At 34.1% G+C, this 26,147-nt stretch carries 19 protein-coding genes; 10 read left to right on the forward strand and 9 right to left on the reverse strand.

The window, feature by feature from the left end; genetic code table 11:
* Positions 1–279: 279 nt before the first annotated feature.
* Both V6624_RS14075 and V6624_RS14080 read right to left on the reverse strand, forming a co-directional pair.
* Positions 280–2,187, reverse strand: coding sequence for a fumarate reductase/succinate dehydrogenase flavoprotein subunit (locus tag V6624_RS14075; protein WP_338839017.1), 1,908 nt, complete (start codon positions 2,185–2,187; stop codon positions 280–282).
* A gap of 146 nt (positions 2,188–2,333) precedes the next feature.
* Positions 2,334–2,723 carry a winged helix-turn-helix transcriptional regulator gene (locus V6624_RS14080; protein WP_111290435.1) on the reverse strand — a complete coding sequence of 130 codons (390 nt, stop codon included), beginning with the start codon at positions 2,721–2,723 and terminating at the stop codon, positions 2,334–2,336.
* A 108-nt stretch (positions 2,724–2,831) separates the two neighbouring features.
* Here V6624_RS14080 and V6624_RS14085 point away from each other — a divergent pair, with 108 nt between their 5' ends.
* Positions 2,832–3,443, forward strand: a complete 612-nt coding sequence (locus V6624_RS14085; RefSeq protein WP_338839018.1) for an FMN-dependent NADH-azoreductase — start codon at positions 2,832–2,834, stop codon at positions 3,441–3,443.
* 103 nt (positions 3,444–3,546) lie between these two features.
* Here the strand turns inward: V6624_RS14085 and V6624_RS14090 are convergent, their stop codons facing one another.
* Positions 3,547–4,824 (reverse strand): acetyl-CoA C-acetyltransferase, encoded by a 1,278-nt coding sequence (locus tag V6624_RS14090; protein ID WP_338839019.1) that lies wholly within the window; start codon positions 4,822–4,824, stop codon positions 3,547–3,549.
* Between the two features lie 243 nt (positions 4,825–5,067).
* Between V6624_RS14090 and V6624_RS14095 the strand changes: the two genes are divergently transcribed.
* Positions 5,068–7,491: a TonB-dependent receptor gene (locus V6624_RS14095; RefSeq protein ID WP_338839020.1), complete on the forward strand. Its 2,424-nt coding sequence runs from the start codon at positions 5,068–5,070 to the stop codon at positions 7,489–7,491.
* A 314-nt stretch (positions 7,492–7,805) separates the two neighbouring features.
* Here the strand turns inward: V6624_RS14095 and V6624_RS14100 are convergent, their stop codons facing one another.
* From V6624_RS14100 to V6624_RS14120, 5 genes are all read right to left on the reverse strand, one after another.
* Positions 7,806–8,828 (reverse strand): LLM class flavin-dependent oxidoreductase, encoded by a 1,023-nt coding sequence (locus tag V6624_RS14100; RefSeq protein WP_338839021.1) that lies wholly within the window; start codon positions 8,826–8,828, stop codon positions 7,806–7,808.
* A 70-nt stretch (positions 8,829–8,898) separates the two neighbouring features.
* Positions 8,899–9,306 carry a DUF1634 domain-containing protein gene (locus tag V6624_RS14105; protein ID WP_111290445.1) on the reverse strand — a complete coding sequence of 136 codons (408 nt, stop codon included), beginning with the start codon at positions 9,304–9,306 and terminating at the stop codon, positions 8,899–8,901.
* Positions 9,293–10,129: a sulfite exporter TauE/SafE family protein gene (locus V6624_RS14110; RefSeq protein ID WP_111290447.1), complete on the reverse strand. Its 837-nt coding sequence runs from the start codon at positions 10,127–10,129 to the stop codon at positions 9,293–9,295. Before V6624_RS14110 ends, V6624_RS14105 begins: the two co-directional genes overlap by 14 nt.
* A 138-nt stretch (positions 10,130–10,267) precedes the next feature.
* Positions 10,268–10,702 (reverse strand): DoxX family membrane protein, encoded by a 435-nt coding sequence (locus V6624_RS14115; RefSeq protein ID WP_111290449.1) that lies wholly within the window; start codon positions 10,700–10,702, stop codon positions 10,268–10,270.
* Between the two features lie 151 nt (positions 10,703–10,853).
* Complete coding sequence (locus V6624_RS14120; RefSeq protein WP_111290450.1) at positions 10,854–11,414, reverse strand: GNAT family N-acetyltransferase; 561 nt, start codon at positions 11,412–11,414, stop codon at positions 10,854–10,856.
* 235 nt (positions 11,415–11,649) lie between these two features.
* Here V6624_RS14120 and V6624_RS14125 point away from each other — a divergent pair, with 235 nt between their 5' ends.
* The 6 genes from V6624_RS14125 (at position 11,650) to V6624_RS14150 (ending at position 17,196) form a co-directional block, all read left to right on the forward strand.
* Entirely contained in the window at positions 11,650–12,663 is a 1,014-nt protein-coding gene (locus tag V6624_RS14125) for a zinc-binding alcohol dehydrogenase family protein (protein WP_111290451.1), read from the forward strand.
* Between the two features lie 144 nt (positions 12,664–12,807).
* Entirely contained in the window at positions 12,808–13,194 is a 387-nt protein-coding gene (locus tag V6624_RS14130) for a DoxX family protein (RefSeq protein ID WP_338839022.1), read from the forward strand.
* 414 nt (positions 13,195–13,608) lie between these two features.
* Positions 13,609–14,214 (forward strand): GNAT family N-acetyltransferase, encoded by a 606-nt coding sequence (locus V6624_RS14135; protein WP_111290453.1) that lies wholly within the window; start codon positions 13,609–13,611, stop codon positions 14,212–14,214.
* Between the two features lie 162 nt (positions 14,215–14,376).
* Complete coding sequence (locus tag V6624_RS14140; RefSeq protein ID WP_111290454.1) at positions 14,377–15,105, forward strand: CPBP family intramembrane glutamic endopeptidase; 729 nt, start codon at positions 14,377–14,379, stop codon at positions 15,103–15,105.
* A gap of 220 nt (positions 15,106–15,325) precedes the next feature.
* The gene (locus V6624_RS14145; RefSeq protein ID WP_111290455.1) at positions 15,326–16,486 is read left to right on the forward strand and encodes a sensor histidine kinase; all 1,161 of its coding nucleotides are present in this window, start codon (positions 15,326–15,328) and stop codon (positions 16,484–16,486) included.
* Positions 16,486–17,196 carry a LytR/AlgR family response regulator transcription factor gene (locus V6624_RS14150; protein ID WP_111290456.1) on the forward strand — a complete coding sequence of 237 codons (711 nt, stop codon included), beginning with the start codon at positions 16,486–16,488 and terminating at the stop codon, positions 17,194–17,196. The genes V6624_RS14145 and V6624_RS14150 overlap by 1 nt, the downstream gene beginning before the upstream one ends.
* 70 nt (positions 17,197–17,266) lie before the next feature.
* Here V6624_RS14150 and V6624_RS14155 read toward each other — a convergent pair whose 3' ends face one another.
* Positions 17,267–21,196 carry a hybrid sensor histidine kinase/response regulator transcription factor gene (locus V6624_RS14155; RefSeq protein ID WP_338839023.1) on the reverse strand — a complete coding sequence of 1,310 codons (3,930 nt, stop codon included), beginning with the start codon at positions 21,194–21,196 and terminating at the stop codon, positions 17,267–17,269.
* Positions 21,197–21,590: 394 nt separating this feature from the next.
* Here V6624_RS14155 and V6624_RS14160 point away from each other — a divergent pair, with 394 nt between their 5' ends.
* Positions 21,591–24,596 (forward strand): TonB-dependent receptor, encoded by a 3,006-nt coding sequence (locus V6624_RS14160; RefSeq protein WP_338839025.1) that lies wholly within the window; start codon positions 21,591–21,593, stop codon positions 24,594–24,596.
* Positions 24,597–24,614: 18 nt separating this feature from the next.
* The gene (locus V6624_RS14165; RefSeq protein WP_111290460.1) at positions 24,615–26,138 is read left to right on the forward strand and encodes a RagB/SusD family nutrient uptake outer membrane protein; all 1,524 of its coding nucleotides are present in this window, start codon (positions 24,615–24,617) and stop codon (positions 26,136–26,138) included.
* Positions 26,139–26,147: the final 9 nt, after the last annotated feature.

Genomic DNA, 26,147 nt, shown 5'->3' on the forward strand with positions numbered 1-26,147 from the left:
GTTGATGGTTAATTGTTGATTGTTGATTGTTGATTGTTAATTGTTAATTGTTGATGGTTGATGGTTGATGGTTAATGGTTAATGGTTAATGGTTGATTGTTGATTGTTGATTGTGAATGCTGATTGTGAAATATTTAATGCTAATTATTAATTATTTGCTTTACTATATTGAGTTTATGTTTAATAGTTTTACTATAAATAGTAAGTCGAAAATTAAGTTCAATTTCACTTCTTCACTCATAATTAATAATTAACAATCAACCATTAACAATTCACCATTTATTTATAGCTTCTTACAGCAAGTTCTACAGATTCAAAGGTTAAAGGTTCTTTGTGCAGTTCAGGTTCTTTATTTGGTCCTTTCCATTCCCAAGCCGAGACATAACAGAATTCATTGTCATTGCGAACAGCTTCACCATCAGCGGTTTGATATTCTTCTCTAAAATGTGCACCGCAGGATTCTTCGCGCTGTAAGGCATCATAACACATTAATTCAGCTAATTCAATGTAATCGGCAATTCTGCCCGCTTTTTCTAATTCGCTATTTAAAGTATTATCGCCAGTAATTCTGAGATCTTTTTCAAAAGAAGTTTTAAGTTCCCGAATTTCGATAATCGCTTCTTCCAGTTTTTTTCTGCTTCGAGAAAGACCGCATTTTTCATAAAGAAGACGTCCTATTTTCTTATGAAAATAATCAGCTGAAAGTGTTCCGTTGGTGTGTAAAAAACGATCCAATTGCCTTCTAACGGCTTTTTCTGCTTCTTCAAATGCAGGATGCGAAATATCTGTTTTAGGTAAATTTAATTCGCCTGCCAAGTAATTAGGAATAGTATAAGGCGCAATAAAATAGCCATCTACACAAGCTTGAAGTAACGAATTTGCTCCAAGACGGTTTGCGCCATGATCGGCAAAATTAGCTTCTCCTAAAGCAAATAAACCAGGAATTGTAGTCATAAGTTCATAATCGACCCAAAGTCCGCCCATTGTAAAATGCGCTGAAGGCGAAATTAACATGGGTTCTTTATAAGCGTTTATGCCCGTAATCTTTTCATACATAGCAAAAAGATTGCTGTATTTAGCTTCGATTTTATCTTTTCCTTGGGCTTTTATGGCATCCGAGAAATCGAGATAGATAGCATTTTTCATTGGCCCGACGCCATGACCAGCATCGATTCTTTCTTTTGCAGCTCGTGACGAAATATCTCTTGGCGCTAGATTTCCAAAAGAAGGATATCGGCGTTCTAAGTAATAATCGCGTTCTTCTTCAGGAATGGCATTTGCATTTCGAGCGTCTTCTGCTTTTTTAGGAACCCAGATTCGACCATCATTTCGAAGAGATTCAGACATTAAGGTCAGTTTAGATTGGTTTTCGCCATGTTGCGGAAGTGAAGTAGGGTGAAACTGAATCCAACTTACACCAGCCATAAAAGCGCCTTTTTTATGTGCGCGCCAAATGGCAGAACTGTTACAGCCCATTGCCAAAGTAGACAAATAATATACTTTTCCGTAACCGCCTGAAGCTAGCACAACCGCATCAGCTGCATGACGCTCTAAAACCCCAGTTTCAAGATTTCGTGCAATTATTCCTTTGGCTTTGCCATCAATAACTACGAGTTCAAGCATTTCGTGGCGTGTGTATAAATCGACTTTTCCCAAAGCAGACTGACGTTCAAGAGCTTGATAAGCGCCTAATAAAAGCTGTTGGCCAGTTTGTCCTCTAGCGTAGAAAGTTCGAGAAACTTGAACGCCTCCAAAAGATCTATTATTAAGGTAACCCGCATATTCTCTAGCGAAAGGAACGCCTTGAGCAACTGCATGATCAATAAGATGAGCAGAACATTCGGCTAAACGATAAACATTGGCTTCTCGAGATCTAAAATCACCACCTTTAATGGTGTCATAAAACATTCTGAAAGTACTGTCGCCATCGTTTTTGTAGTTTTTGGCAGCATTTACTCCGCCTTGAGCGGCAACAGAATGCGCACGTCTTGGAGAATCCTGAAAGCAAAAAGATTTTATATTATAGCCTTGTTCAGCAAGAGAAGCTGCACAAGAAGCGCCCGCAAGACCGGTTCCGACTACTATAATGTTTAGCTTTTTTCGGTTTGCTGGATTAACCAATTTGGCTTTAGCCTTGTAAAGACTCCATTTATCAGCAAGAGGACCTTCGGGTATTTTTGACTCCATAATTTTAGTGGTTTAAAATAAAGTGCAACAAAATTTTAAAAAGAAACTAAATTGTAAGGAAGTCCTAATTTACTATAAATTATTGATTTACAGTTTAAGAAAGTAAGTATTTTATATTGTTTTTTATGATTTGGATAGAAATGCGATTACTCATTTCGATTTCCGATAATCTCTTTTCGATGCAAAGTTCCCCAGTCTTTTAATGCCATAATCACATTTGTAAGCGATTTGCTGTGTTCCGTTCTCGAGTATTCTACAGTTGGCGGGAAAGTATCATAAACCGTTCTTATAACAAGTTTATTAATTTCCAAGTCTTTCAATTCTTTAGAAAGCATTTTATCGGTGATTCCGTTAATGTCTTTTGAAATTTCTTTAAATCGTTTTGGACGATCAGAAAGTGCAATTAAAATAGGAAGTTTCCATCTGCCGCTCAAGACTTCTAATGCATCTCTTACAGGAAGTAATGCCGCCATGCATTCTTGTGGTTTACAGTCTTTTTCTACTATTTCGCTAATGATATCTGTTGTTGTTTCCATGTTTTTTGCTTTACTATCTTCGAGGATAGCGCTATCCTCAAGGATAGTACTATAAAAGAGATAGTAAATGTAAATAAGTTTGTATTGTAAAACAAATGATATACAATTATGAGCCAAAAAATTCTACAAATACTAACTAGTACTAATGGAGAAAATTCATTTAGTAATCAATTATCTAGTGCTGTTATCGAAAAGCTGAAAGCAGTAAATCCAAATAGTACTGTACAAACACTTGATCTTTCTAAAACACCTTTACCATATTTAACAGGTTCTCATATTAGTGCCGTTTATGCGCCTGCTGAAACACATTCGGAAGAACAAAAATCAGCCTTAAAATATTCAGATGATGCAATCGAAAACTTATTGGATTCTGATGTTATTGTGATTGGAGTTCCTTTATATAATTTTGGAATTCCAGCTGTTTTAAAAGGCTGGATCGATCAGATTGCTAGAGCAGGGAAGACTTTCAGTTATGCTGACGGATCGCCAAAAGGATTGGTAAATAATAAAAAAGTGTATTTATCGATTGCATCAGGAGCAATATTTTCTGAAGGTCCATACAAAAGTTATGATTTCTCTGAATCGTATTTACGAACAGTTTTTGCCTTTTTAGGAATGACCGATGTAACAACATTTCGAGTAGAAGGAACTGCAATTCCTGATTTTGCAGAAAATGCGTTGCCAAAAGCGTTGTCTTCGGTTGAAGAATTTGCTTTTTAAGAAATAAGAAATTCTTTTTTATTGCATATAATGAAACCCGACAGGTTTTTAAAACCTGTCGGGTTTAGCTCATTTATAAATGTTCTTAAAAAAATAGAAAAAGTTATTTCTCAATTATCATTGTAACCCCTTGTCCGCCTGCGGCACAAATAGAAATTAATCCTTTTCCTGAGCCTTTTTCGTTTAATAATTTTGCCATTACACCAATAATTCTTCCGCCAGTTGCGGCAAATGGGTGAGCGGCCGCTAAACTGCTTCCTTTTACATTTAGTTTATTTCGGTCAATTGCTCCAAGAGGTTTTTTCAAACCAATTTGGGCACTTAGTTCAGGACTTTCCCAAATTTTTAAAGTTGCCAAAGTCTGAGCAGCAAAAGCTTCATGAATTTCATAATAATCAAAATCCTGAAGATTTAATTCGGCTTTTTCCAGCATTCTCGAAGCAGCAAATAAAGGTGCTAACAAAAGATTCTGCTGATTTTTAACGTATTCAATTGCCGCAATTTCGGCAAAAGTAATGTAAGCTAAAATTGGAAGCCCTTGTTCTTTTGCCCATTCTTCGCTAGCCAAAAGAATGCAAGAAGCTCCATCTGTTAAAGGAGTTGAGTTTCCTGCAGTCAAAGTACCATTTACTTTATCAAAAGCTGGGTTTAATTTGGCTAATTTTTCAATTGTACTGTCTCTTCTTAGATTATTGTCTTTTTCTAATCCGTTGAAAGGCGTGATCATATCATCAAAAAATCCTTCATCATAAGCTTTCGCCATGTTTAAATGGCTTTTCAAAGCAAATTGATCTTGCTCTTCTCTTGAGATTTTATAATATTTTGCTGTGATTTCGGTATGTCCTCCCATAGAAAGTCCCGTTTGAGATTCCTCATTTCGAGGTACTAACGGACTAAAATCTTTGGGGCTAAGTTTTAAAAAAGTTTTAATTTTTCCGCCCAATGATTTTGCTTGTCTAGCTTCTAATAATATTTTTCGAAGTTTTTCGCTTACTGCAATTGGCATATCACTGATAGAATCTACACCGCCAGCAATTCCAGAATCAATTTGTCCAAGTGCAATTTTGTTGGCAATATAAACCGCGCTTTCAATTCCTGTATTGCAAGCTTGCTGTAAGTCGCAGGCAGGAGTTGCAGGGTCGAGGCTGGTTTTCATAACACATTCACGAATCAGATTATTGTCATAAGTATGTTTGATTACTGCACCTCCGGCAACTTCACCCAATAATTTTCCTTTTAAATTGTATTTATCAATAAGACCATCAAGTGCTGCGATCATCATTTCTTTATTTCCCACATTAGAATATGCAGTGTTTGCTCTTGCAAAAGGAATTCTGTTATAACCCACAATGGCTACTTTTCTTATTGTGTTTGATTTCATAATCAGGATTTTATTTTATTAGGTTCTTTTTGAAATTTGGAAGTATAAAGATAAAAATAGAATTCGGATTCAGACTTAATGTAGATTAATATTTATGATGAAATAACTTAAAAATAAGACTTTCAAAACGAGTTTTTCTTCAAATTCATTGCAAAAAGTTATATTTATTTAGAATGAGTAAAAATAATTTGGAAAAGTTAAGATTAGCATATACTTTTGTCGCTCAATTTAAAATCAAAACCAATGAAAATAATTTTTAATGTAAAAGTTTATTTTTTTGTGCTGCTTTTGGGCTCATTAAATATGATCGCGCAACAACAGCTTGGAAATATAAATGGAAAAGTTTCTTTGAGCGGAAATAACCCTGCAGAAAATATTGCTGTAGTCTTAAAAGGAACAAAATATTCAGATGTTACTAGTGTTTCAGGACATTATGAAATTAAAAATATAAAACCAGGAACTTATACAATTATCTTAAAAGGTGTAGGAATTAAGGCTGTTGAAGATCAGATTGTAATAAGCGCAAAACAAAATTTGACTAAGAATTTTACTCTTTCTGAAAGTCAGGAAGATCTTGAAGAAGTTGTCATTACAAAGAATAAATACAAGCAAGATAAGCCTTCGTTATCATTGCGTCTTCAAACACCAGTTTTAGAAATTCCTCAAAATATTCAAATCGTAAGTGCTCAAACATTAAAAGATCAGCAGATTATCAGCATGAGCGACGGAGTAATTCGTAATGTGAGTGGAGCGGTTCGTTTGGAGCATTGGGGAGATTTATATACAAATATTACAATGAGAGGTTCTCAAATTCAGGCTTTTAGAAATGGATTTAACGTTGTTTCTTCTTTCTGGGGGCCTTTAACAGAAGATATGAGTTTTGTAGATCATATTGAGTTTGTAAAAGGACCAGCTGGATTTATGCTTTCAAGCGGAGACCCAAGCGGATTATATAATGTTGTGACTAAAAAACCAACAGGAAATACAAAAGGAGAGGTTAGTGTACTTGGCGGAAGCTATGATTTTTACAGAGTAAGTGTTGACCTTGATGGGAAATTGGATAAAAAAGGAAAATTATTGTACAGATTTAACGGAGCAGCGCAGAATAAAGGTTCTCACCGTCCGTTTGAGCACAATGACCGTTATGTAATTGCTCCAGTACTTTCGTACCAAATTGACGATAAAACAAAAATTACAGCTGAATACAACTTTCAGTATGCTAATATGACGGAAGTTGGTTCTTACTATGTTTTCGGACCTGCATCTGATGGATATGCTACTTTGCCTCGTAATTTTACAATGACACAGCCAGGTCTTCCAGATACTAATATTCAGGATCACAGCGGATATCTTCAGTTTGAACATAAATTTGATGAAAACTGGAAGCTTTCAGCTCAGACATCTTATTTTAAGTACATTCAACAAGGATATAGCTCTTGGCCTAGTGCAGTTGGACCTAATACAGATGGAACTCTTGCGAAAGGAGAAATCATCAGAAATGTAGGTATTTGGGATGCAGAAAGCAATATGTACTTAGGACAGATATTTGTAAACGGAAAATTCAATACTGGAAATGTTTCTCATAAAATATTGGCTGGTGTAGATTTAGGAAGCAAAGATTATATGGCAGATTGGGGACAATCGCATGATTTAGATACAGTTGACAATCCGTTTAATGTATATAATCCAAATTATGGTACGCCATCAAACGGTTTTCCTGAATTTGATCACACAACACCGCTTTCTGTAAGAGCAAAAGCAATTGGTGGTTTAATGAGTTCAGAATATGCTGCTGGATATGTACAAGATGAAATTGGTTTCTTTGAAAATAAAGTGAGATTAACACTTGCTGGAAGATATACATGGATTAGTCAAGCAAGCTGGGGTGGAGCTCCAATTTCTGACAGCCACATTACGCCTCGTGCTGGTTTAAGTGTTTCGATTGATGAAAATACTTCTGTTTACGGATTATACGATCAGGCATTTACTCCGCAGTCGGGTGTAATTAAAAATGGAGATAAAGTAAAACCACTTACTGGAAATAATACAGAAATTGGTATTAAGAGAGACTGGTTTGATGGTTCTTGGAGCACTACTTTGTCTGCTTATAGCATTTTAAAGAAAAACGAATTAACATCAGATCCTGCAAATACTCCTGGACAGCAATTTAGTGTTGTATTAGGAGAAAAAAGAGCACAAGGTTTGGAGTTTGATTTGAGAGGAAGAATCTTTGAAGGGCTTAATCTTATTGCAAATTATGCTTTTACAGAGTCTATTGTAAACGAAGTTGATCCTGCAGTTTCTGCTGCAACTGGAATTAAAAAAGGTGATATTGTGCCAGGTTATGCTAAACATACAGCAAATGCATGGTTAAACTACACGCTTCAGCATGGTACATTAAAAGGATTTGGTGCTTCTATTGGAGGAACTTTCCTTGACGGACGTCAAACAGATACTTGGAGCGCAGGTTTAGAAAGATTACCATCTTATTTTAAACTTGACGGAGGTTTATCTTATGAAACAGGTAAATTTAAAGTTACAGCAAACGTATTCAACATCTTAGATAAATATCTATATAGTGGGTCATTCTACAGTTACTTAAATGCTTATTACTGGCAGACAGAAGCACCTAGAAACTTTAGAGTTGGTGTTACCTACAAATTCTAAACTGGTTTGTTTTCGTTGAAAAATTACAAATCACAACAAAAAGCATCGTTCTTAATTGGCGATGCTTTTTTCTTTTAAAGGTGCAGAGGCTCAGAGGTACTTAGGTTCAAAAGTTTCATGAATTGCCTCCAGTTTTTAACTGGAGGTTAAAAATCATGGATTTAAAAAAAAGGCTTTAGCCAAACTTCATTAGTTTGGCTAAAGCCTTTAATATTTGTTCTATATTCTCATCCAGCTAAAGCTGGACGCTATTCAAAAATCAGAAAAAAATCCTTAATCTTTTATCCCGATAGCTATCGGGAGTGGCAAAAAAATTATCCCTTCTTAATCAACGGAATTAGTTTTGTTCCAATTAATTCTATAGCACCCATTAATTGTTTGTGAGTCAATCCAGCATTATCCATTTGAAAAGTAAATCGGTCAACTCCTCCTAAAGCTTCTCTGTGACGAAGGATTTTCTCAGCAGCTCTTTCTGGACTACCGACAATTAAAACGCCTAAATCATCAATCAAACCATCGAATTTGCCTTTTGTTACAGGCGGCCAGCCTCTTTCGTATCCTAATTTGGTCCATAATTCGGAATAACCTGGATAATAATCTGCAACGGCGCTTTCTGTCGTTGCGCCAACATAACCAGGTGAATGCAAGCCAACTTTTAGTTCTTCAGGTTTATAACCTGCTGCTTTTCCGGCTTCTCTATATAAATCAATTAAAGGTTTAAAACGATGCGTTTGTCCGCCAATAACGGCAACCATTAACGGAAGTCCAAGCGAACCTGCTCTTATGAAAGATTCTGGTGTTCCACCAACTCCAAGCCAAATTGGCATTTTTTTTTGTAAAGCTCTCGGATACACAGGAAGATTGTTTATAGCAGGACGAAATTTTCCTTCCCAGCTTACAAATTCATTGTCACGAATCTGCAAAAGCAAATCTAATTTTTCGCTGAAAAGCTTATCATAATCATTAAGATTAAATCCGAAAAGGGGATAAGCTTCAATAGAAGAACCGCGACCTACGACGATTTCTGCTCTTCCTTTGGAAATCAAATCTAAAGTCGCAAAACTTTGATACACTCGAACAGGATCTGCCGCACTCAAAACCGAAACGGCACTTGCTAAACGTATATTTTTCGTTCTTGCCGCCGCCGCACTCAAAATTACAGCCGTAGCAGAATCTAAAAACTCTTTTTTATGATGTTCTCCAATTCCGAAAACGTCAAGACCAACTTGATCTGCAAATTCAATTCTTTGCAGTAATTGTTCCATTGCATCAACACTGCTCAAAGTGTTGTTATCGCCATACATTGCCGAAGCAAAACTGTCTATTCCTATTTCCATGTTTTTAAATTTCAAATTCAATAATTAAATTCCAAAATCTACAATCTTAAATCTAAAATCTACATTTTTTTTAATGTGAGAAACCGAATGAAATACTAATTATAATAATCAGAATTACAATTAAAGTAATGCCAACGTACAAGTAATCTTTCTCTAATAAAAAAGAAAACAGCGAAAGCAAAACACGTAAAACTGGCGTTAAAAACAGCAAAATAATTCCTGTAAATATTAGAGATTCTCCGTTTCCTTGAATCGCTCCATTGTAAACAGCTGCGATTACTTCAAATATATTTCGGTCGTTTTCTTTAAAAACAGAATAATCTTCAATTTGATTTCCATTATGAAGTAAATACACAATACCGCCAATAAAAGCTACTGATAACGAAATCCAAACCCCGTAGCGAAGTAAGTTTCCTATAATTGTTTGAAAATCTTTTTCTCCAAATTTTTCTTCTTGTACCATATTAGATTTTTCCATTTAGTCCGTTATAAATCATGTTGATTGCCAAAACAAAAATTAGGCAGGCAAAAAAGATTCTCAATTTCTTAGGATTTGTTCGCACTAATATTTTGGCTCCAGCCATTGCTCCAAACAAAACGCCAATTACAACTGGCATACAAATTCCAGGTTCGATATATCCTTTCTGAATGTATATAACAGAACTCGCCATTGCTGTAACTCCCATCATAAAATTACTCGTTGTTGTTGAAACTTTAAAAGGAACACGCATAATGTTATCCATTGCGATTACTTTAAAAGCACCAGAACCAATTCCGAGAAGTCCAGACATCATTCCAGCAACTCCCATCATACTGAAACCGCCAAGAACGTTTTTAGTTCCGTACTTGATGACTTCGCCGTCGTGAGAAGGATAAGTTCCGTCTAATTTTAGCTTTTTAGCCATCGGACTAGATTCTAATACAATATGTTCTTCTTTTTTTCGAAGCGAATTGATAGCAGAGAAAATCAAAGTCAAGCCGAATAAAACGGCAATAAAAGAAGTAGGAGCAACGGTTGAAAGTAATGCACCGCAAACAGCTCCGATTGTGGTAGCGATTTCGAGAAAAATTCCCATTCGCATATTGGTAATTCCTTCTTTAACATAAGCTGCGGCAGAGCCTGAAGAAGTGGCGATAACAGAAACCAAAGCGGCTCCAATTGCATAATGAATATCGACACCAAGAATAATAGTAAGAAGCGGAATAATAATGATGCCGCCTCCCAAACCTGATAATGAACCGATAAAACCTGCTAGAAAAGCACCCAGAATCATGATCAGTGTGAAGGTAAGTATTGTCATTTAAATTGTGTTTTTGTATTGGCTAATTTACGAATACAAATTTGTTCAAGGAAAAATTAGGGGCTTAATAAAACCTTAAAAATGAAAAAGCGCTACAGTTAAGAACTGTAACGCTTTTATAGTTAGTGATTTAGTTGTTTAAATTCTATTGTCTACCGCAAAAGATGTTTTGCCAATATTAGCCAACAATAAAGCGGCAGCACAGCTTGTCCAAACGGAATAATCAAGTGGCGCTTTTACGGAAACCGAAACTGACATTGCAAATGCAAAAAAGAACATTAAAAATGCAGTTCCTAAAGCGGCAATTCTGGTTTTGAAACCAAATAACAATAATAAACTCAGTAAAACTTCAAAGAAAGTGGCAATTCCGCCTAGAATTTCTGCAATATCTCTGTTTGCATAAGGATTTAGAGTTTGTGTATAAATAACGAAGTTTTCCCAATTTCCCCAAGCAACTGCGTTTGAGCCTGGCGCTCCCCAAATTCCAAATCGATCAGCAACCGCTGAAAGCATTGTGATTCCTAAAACTATTCTTAAAATTAGACCTGCTTCTAATATTGTTATGTTTTTCATTCTATAAATTAATTTTTATTTCAGTGTAATTGAACTATTTTCTTTTTGATAATTAAAGAAAAGTCAGCTGGTTATTTTGTAATAACGACAGAATGATCGTCAAATTGTTTGAAATAAGCGATAAAATGCACAAAAATGAGAATACAGGCGTTTATTTAAGTTGTATTTGAAGATGTTCCAGTTTTTTTCCAACCAGAGTTTTTTCGCCAACCACCTTAAATCCTAATTTTAAATAGAGGTTTTTTGCCAACGGATTATCTTCTTCAACCAATAACCCTAAAGTCTCGCTGTTTTCGTGAACATATTGATCAATTAAAAAACGAAGCAGTTTCGAACCAATTCCTTTTCCTTGAAATTTCGGATTCACGCCTAAAGAGTCAATATAATATTCTCCTTCACGCGTTTCAAATTCTGGATCAAATTCTGGATTATGGTGTTTTCTGACGTATTCAATTATTGGATTTCTTAATTCTTCAATGTCTCCACCTTTATATATATTGATAGCGCCAATGATTTCATTGTTTTCTTCAGCAACAAAACAATTTTGATAAGAGTATTGATTGTTTTCTCTTTCAATGAAGTATTGCAGAAAGCCTTTTGCGGAAGCGTAATCTTTTTTTGCTATAAATTTATAAATGATATCTTCCATTGCTAATAATAATATAGGAGCGATATATTTTGAGTCTGATTTTTCGGCTTTTCTGATATTCATTTTGAAGTGCTTTTTAGCAAATTTAGGCTTTATAATTATTTCACGCTCCGATAGCTTCGGGATTAAAAAGATTTAAGCAGATTCTAAATAAAAAATCTGCAATAATCTGCTAAATCTGCGTGAAACAAAAATATACTTTGCTTAATATGTACCAATATACACTCAATATATACCAATTACAAGATTTCAACTCAGCTTATATTTGTACTATATTTTAATTTAACATTAAAAAGAAATGAAAGCAATAGGATTTAAAACATCATTAGCCATAGAAAACCCAGAAAGTTTTATCGAATTTGAAGCAGTAAAACCAATTCCAGGGCCACACGATTTATTAGTTAAAATTGATGCGATTTCAGTAAATCCAGTCGATTTTAAAATTCGCCAAAATAGTGCGAAAGATACTGTTTTAGAAACACCAAAAATTATTGGTTGGGATGCTGTCGGAATCGTTCAGGCCGTTGGTCAAGATGTAACTTTGTTTGAAGTAGGAGATCCCGTTTATTATGCTGGAGATATTACCAAACAAGGAAGCAATGCTGAATATCAAATTATTGACGAAAGAATTGTTGGCAGAAAACCAAAATCATTAAGTATTGAAGAAGCTGCTGTAATTCCGTTAACAGCTTTGACAGCGTGGGAAATTTTGTTTGATAGAATAAGAATAAGTGCTGAGAAAGACAAAGGAAAATCAATTTTGATTATTGGTGGAGCAGGAGGAGTTGGTTCAATTGCGATTCAATTGGCTAAGAAAATCGCAGGTTTGACTGTTATTGCAACAGCGTCTCGTCCTGAAACAATTGATTGGTGTAAAAAACAAGGAGCTGATTTTGTAGTAGATCATAAAGATTTGGTTTCTACTGTTCGTGAAGCAGGTTTTGAGTATGTTGATTTTATTTTGGATTTCGTTGACACGAATGCTTATTGGGACACAATGGTCGAGTTGATTAAACCGCAAGGACATATTGCATCGATTACAGGAAGCAGCGATCCTGTTGCATTAACCAAATTGAAAAGCAAAAGTGTCTCTTTCTCTTGGGAATTGATGTACACGCGTTCTATGTACCAAACAGAAGACATGGTAGAACAGCACAATATTTTAAATATTGTAGCAGACTTGTTAGATGATGGTATTTTGAAAACTACTTTAAACACGACTTTAAACGGACTTACAGCTGAAAATTTGAAAAAAGCCCACGAACTTTTAGAGTCTGGAAGAACAATCGGAAAGATTGCCGTGAAGTTTTAAGAGTTAAAAATCTAGTCTGTGTTAGCTTAAAATAGTTATTTAGAATAATTTTAAATAATATAGTTTTGGAATCATAAAATTTATGTATTTTAGTCGCTTACAAGCCCAATTTGTATTTAAATTTTAACCTAAACAAAATTATTTATGATTTCAAAAAACACAGACCTTGGATTATTGCTATTGCGTATCAGTACTGGTGGATTAATGCTTTTTCACGGTGTTTCTAAACTGATTCACGGAATTTCATTTCTTGTAGAAAACATGGGTGCATTTGGATATGCGGTTTATATTGGTGAAGTTTTAGCTCCGATTGCTATTTTATTAGGATTCAGAACTAGAATTGCTGCAGGTCTTTTGGCTTTTACTTGTATAGTAGCGATTGCAACAGCTCACGCTCAAGATATTTTCTCAATCAGTGAACACGGAGGTTATGCTTTAGAATTATTAATGCTTTACCTTTTTGGTGCTGTAGCTTTGTTTTTTACAGGTGCTGGAAAATTTGCACTTTCTAAAAACAATCAATGGGACTAATTTACAAGTCTATATAATTATAGAAAGCTCTAAATTTCGATTTAGAGCTTTTTTGTTTTTTATCCCTTTCATTTTGAATAAGATTTTATCATTTTGATAAGCTTTTATAAATTGACCAAAGCTGATTTTTTGTTATTTGATTTATAATTAGTGGTTTATGTTGTTTTGAGTTGCCGTGGCATAGCTTTTGTTTTTTCCAGTTAACGATGGAGGTTATTTTATCAACTCCATTTTCTTAACCTAAAAAACATTAAAAAGCATGAAAACAAATAGAAGTAGAAGTAAGGAAATCACAAAAATATATACTTCAAATAAATCTAGACGAAATAAAGATCGATTCGTCAACTTGATGGTGTTTACTGTAGTTCTTTTTATTACTGTTATGCTAATCGCTAAAATAGTTTAGTGCATATTATGAAAACCATTCAGTATAAAAGCGATACAGCTATTTTTTCTTCTAATGAAGAAAATATTGAACCTTATGATTTCATTATAGAAGAAGCTAAACTAGAACATATTCATTATATAAATCAGATTTGTGAAGAAACGCTATCATCGGCCAAAGCTCGCGGAACTGGTATTTCAGGTCGACCTCCCGAATTGCTTGCAAAAAAGATGATAGAAGGTGAAGCTATTATCGCTTTTACATCAAAAGGAAAATGGGCGGGTTTTGCTTTTATATCTTCATGGGAAAACGGAAAATATGTTTCTAATTCTGGATTAATTGTTGCGCCAGAGTTTAGAAATACGGGATTAGCCAAAAAAATTAAAAGAAAGATTTTTGAACTTAGCCGTCAAAAATACCCAAAAGCAATAATATTTAGCCTGACGACAGGTCTTGCCGTTATGAAAATGAATCACGAACTCGGTTTTGAACCTGTTACTTATTCTGAATTGCCAAACGATGAACTTTTTTGGGAAAACTGCAAAAGCTGTATCAATTGCCCAATTTTATTAAGCAAAGAAAGAAAAAACTGTTTGTGTACTGCAATGCTATATAACCCTGAGAAAATTAGTTAATTACTTGCATTGCCTCATTATCTAATTGACACATTGCCGAATTGTCTTATCGGATAAAAAGACATTTTCACGGACTAAACTCTGTGTTCTACCGAATACACTTGAAAACTTTAAATGGCGTAAATACTTTTGATTCAAATTAAAACCTTAAAAATCAAAATTATGTCACTATTTACGCCACTTCTTTGGATAGTATTAATTGCACCGCTTATTGTTATTGCACATTTAAAAACTGAAAAATCTAATTTGAAATATTTGGTATTTTTCATTTTATATTTTTTTGCTGATGTGTTTTTGCAGGCTTCAGGAAAACAATTAATTGATTTAGATTTAAAATTCAATTGGGCTGGAAAAATCTTGAGTTTAATTTTAGGATTGATTATCATTTTTTCAGTTTCAAAAGAAGAAAGAATTAAAATCGGATTTACTTCTGAAACCAACTCCAAAAACAATTTAAAATTCGGATTAATGGTTTTCTTCGGATTTACTTTTTTCGATATTATCTTCAAACTGATTTTATTTCCAAAAGGAGGAAATTTCGATTTAGAAACCTTTCTTTTTCAGGCTACAATGCCCGGATTAACAGAAGAAATCCTTTTTAGAGGAATCTCTTTATGGCTTTTAGAGAAAGCTTTTGCACCAACACGGAAGTATCACGGAGTAAAATTTGGCTGGGCATTTATCATTGTAACTGTTTTATTTGGAGTTTCTCATGGCGCTGTTTTAGATCAAGATTTGCATCTGAAATTTGATCTTATAACAATGGTTTATCTGACCGTAATCTCTTCATTTAGTGTAGGTATTTTGAGAAATTTTTCAGGAAATCTAATTTATTCTATTCTGGGGCATAACACGATTAATTTGATCAATGCGGTTATTAGAATTTTATAAAAAATAAACTCAATCTGCAATTGATTTTTAAACACATAGAAACGTAGATTTTTTTATTTCGAAAAAGAAAAGAGAAAGAAACTAGTTTCTCACACATAGATATAAACTTTTTCAAACGTCTCTAAACGCAAAGAAAATCTATGTTTCTATGTGTTAATATATTTCCGTATTCACTGGAAAAAAATAAATTATATTTGAAACTGCTTTACAATTCAACTACATGCCAAATACCACATCTACTTCGGGATATTTTTTAGATAAAATGACACCGCTAAATTTTGATCATTTTTTCACCACAAGAAATCGAATTTTACTGCACATTCTCATGTGGTTAAGCTTTTCTATTTTGCTGTTTTTGAGCTATGTAATTGGCTATAAATTAGTCTATTTTGATGCCGTTTTACTAACGATAAGAATGGCTTTGGTCAACATGATGGTGTTTTATATGCTATTCTATTTTTTGTTGCCAAATATATTTTCAGGAAGTAAAACTAGAATTATAATCCTGTTGTTATTGCTTTTTCCAATTTTGATTTTTGTTTGGATGGCCGCAACGTACTTTATTTCATTGATATATTACAATTTAGGTCTTGAAATTACTTTTGGAGAATTAAAAGGTGTAATTAAAATGAGTGCGCAACAGACTTTTCTAGAAGCCGTTTCTCCAAAAAGAATGCTTTCACAGACGATTATAATTATTTCACTGCTTTCTCCCTTTTGTTTTGCTAAAATCTTGGTTGAAATCGCGAAACTGTACAACAAAAAATTCCAGATTGAAAGAGAAAAAACAGCCTTAGAAATTCAGAATATTCAAATTGAAAAAGACTTTTTGAAAGCACAGCTGAATCCGCATTTTTTGTTCAATACTTTGAATAATCTATATGGTTTGACCGTTCGAAAAGACAATTTAGCTCCAGAAATAATACTGAATCTTTCAGATATTATGAGTTATACTTTGTATGAATCGAATACTGAAATTGTGCGTTTGGAGAAAGAATTGGATTTCATCCAAAATTATATCGCTTTAGAAAAAATGCGTTATGACGATGAAACGGATATTAAAGTTACTATTGAAGGACAAACCGCAGGACTTTTTCTTGCACCGCTTTTGACTTTTACTTTTATAGAAAATGCTTTTAAATACGGTTTGAAAAGCAAAAGCGCTTTTATAAAACTTGACATCAAGATCGAAAAGAATACTTTTTGGTTTAGTTTAGAAAACGATTCGGAGGAAACAATAAACGATTCTAATTTTAGCGGAATAGGAGTAGAGAACACTCGTAAACGTCTAGAATTGCTGTATCCGAATCAATATGAATTAGAAATTAAAAGACTTGAAAATTCGTTTAAAGTCGATTTAAAAATAGTTTTAAGAAAATAATGGAAAAGTTGAAATGCATAATCGTTGACGACGAACCAATTGCAAGAGATATTATCGAATCTTTTATTGCTGAAATACCGTTTTTGGAATTGCAAGCTTCATTTGGAGAAGCTTCTAAAGCGCTGTTATTTCTGCAAGAAAATGAAGCAGATATTGTTTTCAGCGACATCGAAATGCCTAAATTTAATGGTTTAGAATTAGCGCAATCGCTTACCAACGCTCCAGTTATTATTTTCATCACGGCGCATCGCAATTTTGCTTTGGAAGGATTTGATACTGGTGCCGCAGATTATCTTTTAAAACCCGTTCGTTTTGATCGTTTCCTGAAAGCCGTAAATCGAGCCAAAGAGTATCTTTCGCTAAAGAAAACAACTTCGGTTCACCAAATCAATTCGGATCGTATTTTTATAAAATCAGAAGGAAAACTGATTAAGATTCTGCTGAATGAAATTCTTTATGTCGAAGCGCAAGGCGATTATTTGAAATTTGTAATCAATGGTGGATCTTACACCACTCTAGGCACTCTAAAAGCGATGGAAGAAGTGCTGAAACTCCCCATGTTCTTTCGTGTTCAGCGTTCTTTTATTCTAAATCTGGAAGCGGTGAGAAGCTTAAACGGAAATATCGTTGAATTGATTGATGGAAAAACTATTTCTGCCGCTCTAAATAAAAAGGATGAATTGTATTCTCTTTTAGGAATTAAAAAATGAGGCAATGTGCCAATTAGATGATTAGTCAATTACTTGCATTATCTCATTATCTAATTGACACATTTTCTAATTATCTATTCGCATTGATATAATCCGTTGGTGACATATTAAAATGTTTTTGGAAATTTCGACCAAAACTCGTTTGCGATTTGTAGCCTACCATTTCTGCAATTTCGTACATTTTATAGTTTTCATTCAATAACAATTCTGCTGCTCTTTTGAGACGGACAATATTGATTAATTCGTTCGGACTCAGATTTGTAATGTCTTTGATTTTTCGGTATAAAGTCGAGCGGCTCATATTCATGATTTCGGCTAGTGATTCTACACTTAAATCCTGATCGGTGATGTTTTTAAGGATTTCGTCGTCTAGTTTTTTGAGGAATTTTTCGTCTGTTTTGTTGTGCGCAATGCTTTTAATGTGCGAAAGCGGAGAACTCGCATAATAATTCATGATCTGTCTTCGGTTTTCGATCAAATTATGGGCTTGAACTTTCAAATAATCCATCGAAAAAGGTTTTGCAACGTAAGCATCTGCACCAACTTCAAGTCCGTCGATTTGTGATTTTAATGAGTTTTTCGCCGTCAATAAAATCACAGGGATATGACTCGTTTCTAGATTTGTTTTGATCTTTTTGCACATCGTAATTCCATCCATAATTGGCATTGTGACATCAGAAATTACGAGTTGAATGTTTTCATTATGAATGATTTTCAATGCTTCTTCACCATTTTCTGCTTTTAAAATAACGTAAGTTCCTGCCAATTCCGTTGTAATAAAACTCAAAAGATCTTCATTGTCTTCTACAACTAAAATCTGCGCTTTTTCGTTTTTAATTTCAACTGGTTCTTTTGGCATTTCGTTTTCTGTTTGCTCTTTTTCAGAATCAGCATAAAGCATAAATTCTTCTTCTTGATGCAATGGAACGACCAATTCGAAAATATTGTATTGAGAATCTGCAACCAATTCTAAACTTCCATTGTGCAATTGTGCCAGCGAATGTGCCAGCGAAAGTCCAATTCCAGTTCCTGAAGCCGTACTGCTATCATCAACTCTAAAAAACGGCTCAAAAATCTTGTCTTTTAAATGAATCGGAATTACACTTCCATCATTTTTTACGATTAAAGTCAGTTTCTTTTCATCTCTAAATAAAGAAATGGAAACTTTTTTATTCGAATATTTAATCGCATTATTGATCAAATTGCTGAGAATCTTCTTGAAGGCTTCTTTATCTACAAAAGCATGAATGTCTTTTTCTCCCAATTCCAAATAAAATTCAAGTTCGCGTTCTTCAATTAGCTGACTGAATCTTAAATGAAAATTTCGAACCATCGAAGAAATATTCGCTTCGACGAAAGTCAATTTCAAACCGCCAATTTCCGATTTTCTAAAATCAAGCAATTCATTTACCAATTTCAATAAACGAGAAGTGTTTTTCTTCATAATCGAAAGATGCTGTGGCACATCTTCCGATTCGTATTTCATTCCTAAAAGCTTTTCCAAAGGTCCTTTAATCAAAGTCAGAGGTGTTCTGATTTCGTGTGCTACATTCGTAAAAAAGTCAATTTTTGCCTGATAGATTTCTTTCTCTTTTTCATCATTCAAATGTTTTATTTTACGGTTATTCTTAATCTGTGTGAGATTTTGAGAATAACGAATGATATAATAAAAACCAGCGCAGATTAATAAGAAATAAAGCAAATAAGCATAAATGCTCGCATAAAATGGTGGAAGAATTCTGATTTTGAGTTTTACTTCTTTGCTCCAAACGCCAAAACTATTCAATGATTTTACTTTAAAAATATAATCGCCAGGAGCAAGTTCGGTAAAGAAAACTTTGTTGTTTCTTCCCAAATAAACCCAATCATTATTTACATTCTCCAATTGAAACCAATATTCGGTCAATTCTGGTGCGGTGTAATTTAAAGACGCAAATTCGAGATTGAAAGACGATTGGCTATTGTTCAATTCCAATTCGTCAAGAAAAGAAATAGATTGCGAAATAGGCGAGTCGGGGCTATTTACTTCTATGTCCTTATTATTGATCTGAAGATTGGTAATGTAAATAAAAGGAGTGTATTTGTTTTTACTGAAATGCTTCGGATTAAAACTGATCATTCCGTTCAAGTTTCCAAAATACATATCGCCATTTGCATCTTTAAAAGCCGAATTGTAATTGAACTGATCGCTCAGTAATCCGTTTGCGGTGGTAAAAATCTTGATCGTTTTATGATCTGGGCCAAATTTCACCAAACCTTTAGAAGTCGTTAACCAAAGATTTTTAGAATCATCTTCTAAAATAGAATAGAAAACGTTGCTTGGCATTCCGTTTTTGGTTGTGAATTTGGTAAAAGTGTGATTTTTTCTGTTTACCAGATTTAAACCATTTTCTGTTGCAATCCATAAGTTTCTCGAAGAATCTTCAAAAATGGCATTGATGGTATTATTGCTAATTCCTTTTGGATTTTTATAATCATACGTAAAAACCTCTTTTTTCTTCGTTTTTGGATTATAAAACAACAATCCGTCGCGGTAACTTCCTGCCCAGAGATTGCCGTCGCTGTCTTCCTTCATATTGGTATAATGATACGTTTCTGGGAAGAATTTCAGTATTTCAAAATTATCTGCTTGTTCGTTATAACGGTAAAGTCCCGATGTTGTCACTACAATCAGGTCGTTATTCTTCATTTCATAAAAAGAAAAAATAAAGTTGCTATGTAATCTGCTTCGTCCGTCATTTGCGCTGTAATGCTTTAGAATCGCACCCGAATTTCGGTCTAAAACATCCAAACCATGCTCAAAAGTTCCGACCCAGATTTTATCTTTTCTTGGCATTAAAGCATGAATATTATAATAAGAAACATTATAAGAAGTGAATTTTTGTGTTTTCGGGTCAAAACGATTCACGCCCGCATCTTCCGTTCCAATCCATAAATCTCCGTGATCGTCTTTATGAATTTCTCTTACTGCGCTTCCGCTAATGGAGTTTTGATTGTTCTGTGGAAAATACTTTTTAAACTGTGTGTATTGTTTTTGATGGTAATTGACACCGCCAAAATACGTTCCAATCCAGATTCCGTTTTCTTTATCAATAGTAATAGAGTAGGCCGCATTGTCTGAAATCGCATACGGATCGTTGTAATTTTTTTTAAGATTTATAGCGGTTTTAGTTTTCAAATTATAAACATAAACTCCAGATTCGCTCGCAATCCAGAGTTCGTCGTTTCCTTTCTTTCTGAACTGACGCACAAAAACAGGTTCTTTAATGCCAAATTTCAGCTCGCTTGTCGTTTTGTCTTTTCTATTATATAGGAGTACGCCGTTGTCTTGTGTCCCAATTACAATATTTTCCTGATCTACGGCATAAATAACTGTAATTCTAAAATTAGCTTTATTCGCTGGCGGATTAAGCGGAATATTTTCAAAAGAAAGGTTTTCTTCAGAATAATGATAGATTTTATTTAAAGAAGAAGCCCAGATTTCGCCTTTATAATCTTTCGTAATCGAAGTCGTAATGAAATATTTGTTTGGATTGAAAGTGGTTGTTTGCTGCTTTTTTGGTGCATACTTATACAAAATGTTGCCAGAAACAAACCAAATGTTGTCTTTTTGGTCGTGATTGATGTCATTTATACGATCATTTATGGCTTCATTCAAAATGGTGAAACGATCCTGTTTTTTATCATAATGATACAAACCTTTATCAGTTCCAACCCAAATAGTGCCATTATGTTCGTGAAGTGATTGAATATAATTGCTTCCTAAACTATGAATAGGATCTCCGCTGCTTCTATAGGTTTTAAAACGATAACCATCAAATCGGTTTAATCCATCTTTGGTTCCAAACCACATAAAACCGTCATTATCTTGTATTGAGGTCAAAACGGTGTTGTTTGAAAGTCCTTCTTCAACCTGAAAATGTTTAAAATAATACTCTTGCGCATTCGAAAAATTTATCGAAAAAATGCTGAAACATAAAAAAAGAAAGAATTTACGCATAGTGCTGTTTTTTAAGCTAAAATCTAATTTTCTGCAAATCGTCTCAATGTTCTACAAAATGTTGCAGCTGAATGAAAACGGGCTGTTTTTAATACAATTTGAATCATTTGAGATAGATATTGACACAAATGAAGCATTTTATTTTGAATAAAAAGTGCCTACTTTGAAAAATCAAATAAATGATATTGATAATTTTTTAAGTCTAAAAATGCGCTATCAATAAAATTAAGTTTGAAAAATTAAACCATTAATAATTTTGAAACAAAATGAACAATTTATTATTACCAGATAATATTAATTCTTTTTTTGTTCGTATTCCGGACGATTAAACAATTCAATATTTCATTAAACCAAACCACAAAAAGAAATAAAACTATCTAAAATGCAAAAATCAATGAAAACAACGTTCACTCACTTTTTAACAAAGAGATATTACCTCTTGGTTTTCTTTAGTTTATTACTGCAGTCCGCTTTTGCCCAACAGATTACTGTGACGGGAAAAGTTACAGCCGCCAATGGGGAATCGATTCCTTTTGCGAATGTTTTAATAAAAGGAACCCAAAATGGCGCGGTGACCGATTTTGACGGGAGTTATAAAATTGCTGTCGGCGGAAACCAAACATTAGTTTTTAGTTCGCAAGGCTATAAAACAACAGAAATTGCAATCAACAACCGAACTTCTATAAGTGTTATTTTAGAAGAAGATGCAATGAAACTCGATGAGATAGTTGTAGTAGGTTACGGATCGCAACAGAAAAAAGATCTTACAGGAGCAGTTGCTTTAGTAAAACCAGAAGAAATCCAGAAACGACAAATCACTACAGTTGCTGACGGATTACAAGGTTTAGTAACGGGAGTTAAAGTTCGTGGTGGCGGACGCCCAGGACAAGAAGCAAGTGTTGAAATCCGTGGATTAAAAAATCTTCAAAGTTCTAATCCATTATATGTAATTGATGGTTTAGTAACTTCTGCAAACAGAGATTTTAATCCTAATGATATTGAAAGCATTCAGGTTTTAAAAGATGCATCTGCAGCAGCAATCTATGGTTCTCGTGCAGCAAATGGTGTAATCATTATTACGACTAAAAAAGGTAAAAAAGGTCCGCTTCAGGTTGAAGTATCTGCAAAAACCAGTTTTACAACTATGCCACGTTATGATTTGATGGAGACCGATGAGTTTGCAAAATACAACAACATGGCTTATGATAATGCCGGATTGCCAAGACAGAATCTTAACATGGCTGTAAATACAGACTGGCAAGATGCAACTTTTCAAACAGGAATGATGCAAGATTATAATGCTAGTTTTTCTGGAGGAAATGAAAACTCAACATTTTTTATGTCTGGAAATTATTTTGGAAATGAAGGAACTGTTATAGGAACCGATTTTGACAGAATTTCATTCCGCGTAAATTCAAGCGGTACAAAAGGAATTTTTAGTATTGGAGAAAACTTAGCAATCAGTAATTCTAAAACAGATGAAATGTCTGGAAATCCAATTATTGATGTTTATAGAATGACACCAACAATTCCGCTTTATGACCCAACTAATTGGGGAGGATATGGATACGGAAAACAAGGAGTTGCAGATACTTTTGGTACTAACCCTTTAGCAATTGCTGATTTTGCAAATGTTATTAATCAAAATTTTAGAATTAGAGGAAATATCTGGTCAGAATTAAAATTTGCTCCTTGGTTGAAATACCGTTTCAATTTTGGTTATGAAACTAGTTTTGATTCATATAAATTTTTGAGAAAGGTGGGAAGCTGGACTTTAAATCAGCCGCAAGATCCAGCTTTGACAGATCAAAATAAAGCGAGATCAGAAATGATGTTGTTTGAAAATACATTGACTTTCAAAAAAGAATTTGGCAAACATGATGTAACTGTTTTAGTAGGACAGACTTATCAAAAAGACAAATATGATATTATTTATGGTCAAAAAAGAAACCTTCCAATAAATTCAGCAACAGGGCAATATTTTGAGGTTTTAGATTTAGGAACTGATCCTGTAGTTGGAGGAAGTATATCTGAAGCAGCTTTAGCGTCATATTTAGGAAGATTAGAATACAACTATGATAATCGCTATTTATTTAATGCAGTTATCAGACGTGACGGATCATCAAGATTTAGTGATGAAAACAAATGGTCAAATTTCCCTTCTGTTTCTGCAGGATGGAGAATTAGCAACGAATCTTTCTTTAAATCAGATTTTATTAAAGATTTAAAATTAAGAGGAAGTTATGGAGAATTAGGTTCAGGAAATATTGGAAATTACGAATACAAAAGCTTCGTTAATACAAATGGATTGATTGTTTTAGGTAATGGACAAAATACATACAATTCAGCAACACAGGTTAAATTAGCAAATCCTGAACTTCGTTGGGAAAAATTGAAACAAACCAACTTGGGATTAGATCTTGGTGTTTTAAATAATGATTTACGTTTAACGGCAGATTATTTTATTGCTCGTACAGAAGACGTATTATTTGGTTTCCCAATTTTATTAACTACAGGAAACGATGGAGGAAACCCAATTTCTAATGCTGCAACGGTTGAAAACAAAGGTTTTGAATTTGAATTGGCTTACAGCAAAAAAATCAATGAATTGTCTTTCAATGCTTCTGTAAATTTCACCAAAGTAAATAACAAACTGGTTTCATTAGGTAATGGACAAAATGAAAACTACTCCGGAAATACCGTTACAAGAGCGGGTATGCCAGTAGGAATGTGGTATGTTTTGGAAACTGATGGATTGTTCCAAAATCAGCAGGAAATTGACAATTATAAAAATGCTGATGGAAAAGTAATTATGCCAAATGCTGTTCCTGGTGATATTCGTTTTAAAGATAATAATGGAGACGGACAAATTACTAACGAAGATAAAGCGGTTGTGGGCAGTCCTTGGCCAGAATTTGAAATGGGACTGAATGCTGGAGCAGAATATAAAGGTTTTGATTTTTCTATGAACTGGATTGCTTCTCATGGAGCTACTGTTTATGACGGATTTAGAAGTGTTGTAGATCGTTTTGATGACAATAGTAACTACAGAAAAGGAATCCAGCCTTGGACACCTGAAAACCCAAATACTGATTTCCCTAGAATTACAAAAGGTTCAACATTAAACTCAAGAGGAGACAGCGACAGATTCTTAGAAAACGGTGATTTTATCCGTCTTAAGTACATTGGGTTTGGATATAATATCCCGCAAAGTGTTTTAGATAAATCGGGTATTACAAGAGCAAGATTAACATTATCAGCTCAAAACGTTATTACAATTACAAAATATAAAGGTTTAGATCCTGAGTTTAGTAATGGAAATATTTTTGAAAGAGGTGTTGATAACGGAGCTTTCCCAAATTTACAGACGTATTCATTTGGTGTTGAGTTTAGCTTTTAATTTTAAAAAAATAGCATAATGAAAAAAATAGCAATAATAGCCGTAGTTTCTCTAGGTCTTTTTTTTACGGCATGTGAAAAAGAACTTGATTTCGACAGCCCTAATGAAATACAAGTAAGTCAATATTGGAAAACTGAGAGCGATGCACAAGCTGGTGTTAACTCTATTTATGCCATGTTTTATAAAGATGGTTTATGGGCAAGATGGATGTATTTTCGTTTAGATTTAACTTCAGACGAAGGTTATAGCGTTAGTCCGTGGACAGAATTAGCAGACTGGACAAGATTCAATTATATCAATTACAATTTCTGGGAAGGAAACGCTGTAACTTGGAGAGATACCTACAAAGCGGTTTTTAGATGTAATCAGGTTTTAGCAAATGTTCCAAATATTACGTTTCAAAATGAAGACGATAAAAAGAAAATTTTAGCGCAAGCTAAATTCTTTAGAGCATTACACTATTACTATGCAGCAATTCTTTGGGAAGATATTCCATTGGTTTTAGAGCCATCGTTGCCATCAGACTTGCCACAGCAAAGAAAACTAGCCGAAGTGTGGACTCAAATCGAAAAAGATTTGAATGAAGCTTATGAAGATTTACCAAATGATTGGGCAGATGATCAAACAGGTAGACCTGATAAAGGTGCTGTAAAAGCTTTTCTAGCAAAAGTATATATGCAGCAGCACAAATGGACTGAAGCAAAAGGCGCTTTAGAGTATTTAATTTCTGGTGCAGGTGCTAAATATAGTTTAGTGTCAAATTACCGAGACAACTTTACGGATGTAAATGAAAATAACAGCGAATCTGTTTTTGAAATCCAATTTGGAGATCAGAGAAAAGGAGGAACAGGAGAAGATCAAAATGCTGCTGTTTCTAGCAATCGCAGTCAATTTTTTGCTCCAAGAGGAATTGGATGGTCAGATGGTCAGGCTCGTATTTGGTTGGTAGATGCTTTTAAGCAAGAAAACACCAAAGACGGAAAACTGGACGAAAGATTAAGATGGACTTTATATTATCCTCAATTATTAGCAGATTTTGGAGATAAAACATACGGAAAAGACTGGGAATGGAATAATAACGAAGCTTGGTTCAGAAAAGGAAGCCGTGATTACTACAGAAATAATGAAGATTATTACAGCCAAGTAAACTACAGATTGGTTCGTTATGCTGATGTTTTATTGCGTTATGCAGAAGTTTTAAACGAATTAGGAAGTACTGCTGAAGCATATCAATATGTTGATTTAGTAAGAGCTCGTGCAAACATGAATACGTTGGCAACAGCGCATCCAGAAATTGGGAACGATCATGATAAATTCTTAGAGCGTCTAAAAATGGAAAGGGTTTTAGAATTGGCTGGCGAGAGTGTTCGTTGGGAAGATTTAAAACGTTGGGGAGATTTAGATACTCAGGCTTCTGTTGATAAGATTGCGGTTCGTGATCCTGATTTCAAAAACTTTACAGTTGGAAAAAATCACAGATTGCCAATTCCACAATCAGATGTAGATAATAATCCAAATCTGGAGCAAAACTCTGGATATTAAATTACGGAT

The organism is Flavobacterium ginsenosidimutans, assembly GCF_037478105.1.
Lineage (GTDB): Bacteria > Bacteroidota > Bacteroidia > Flavobacteriales > Flavobacteriaceae > Flavobacterium > Flavobacterium ginsenosidimutans.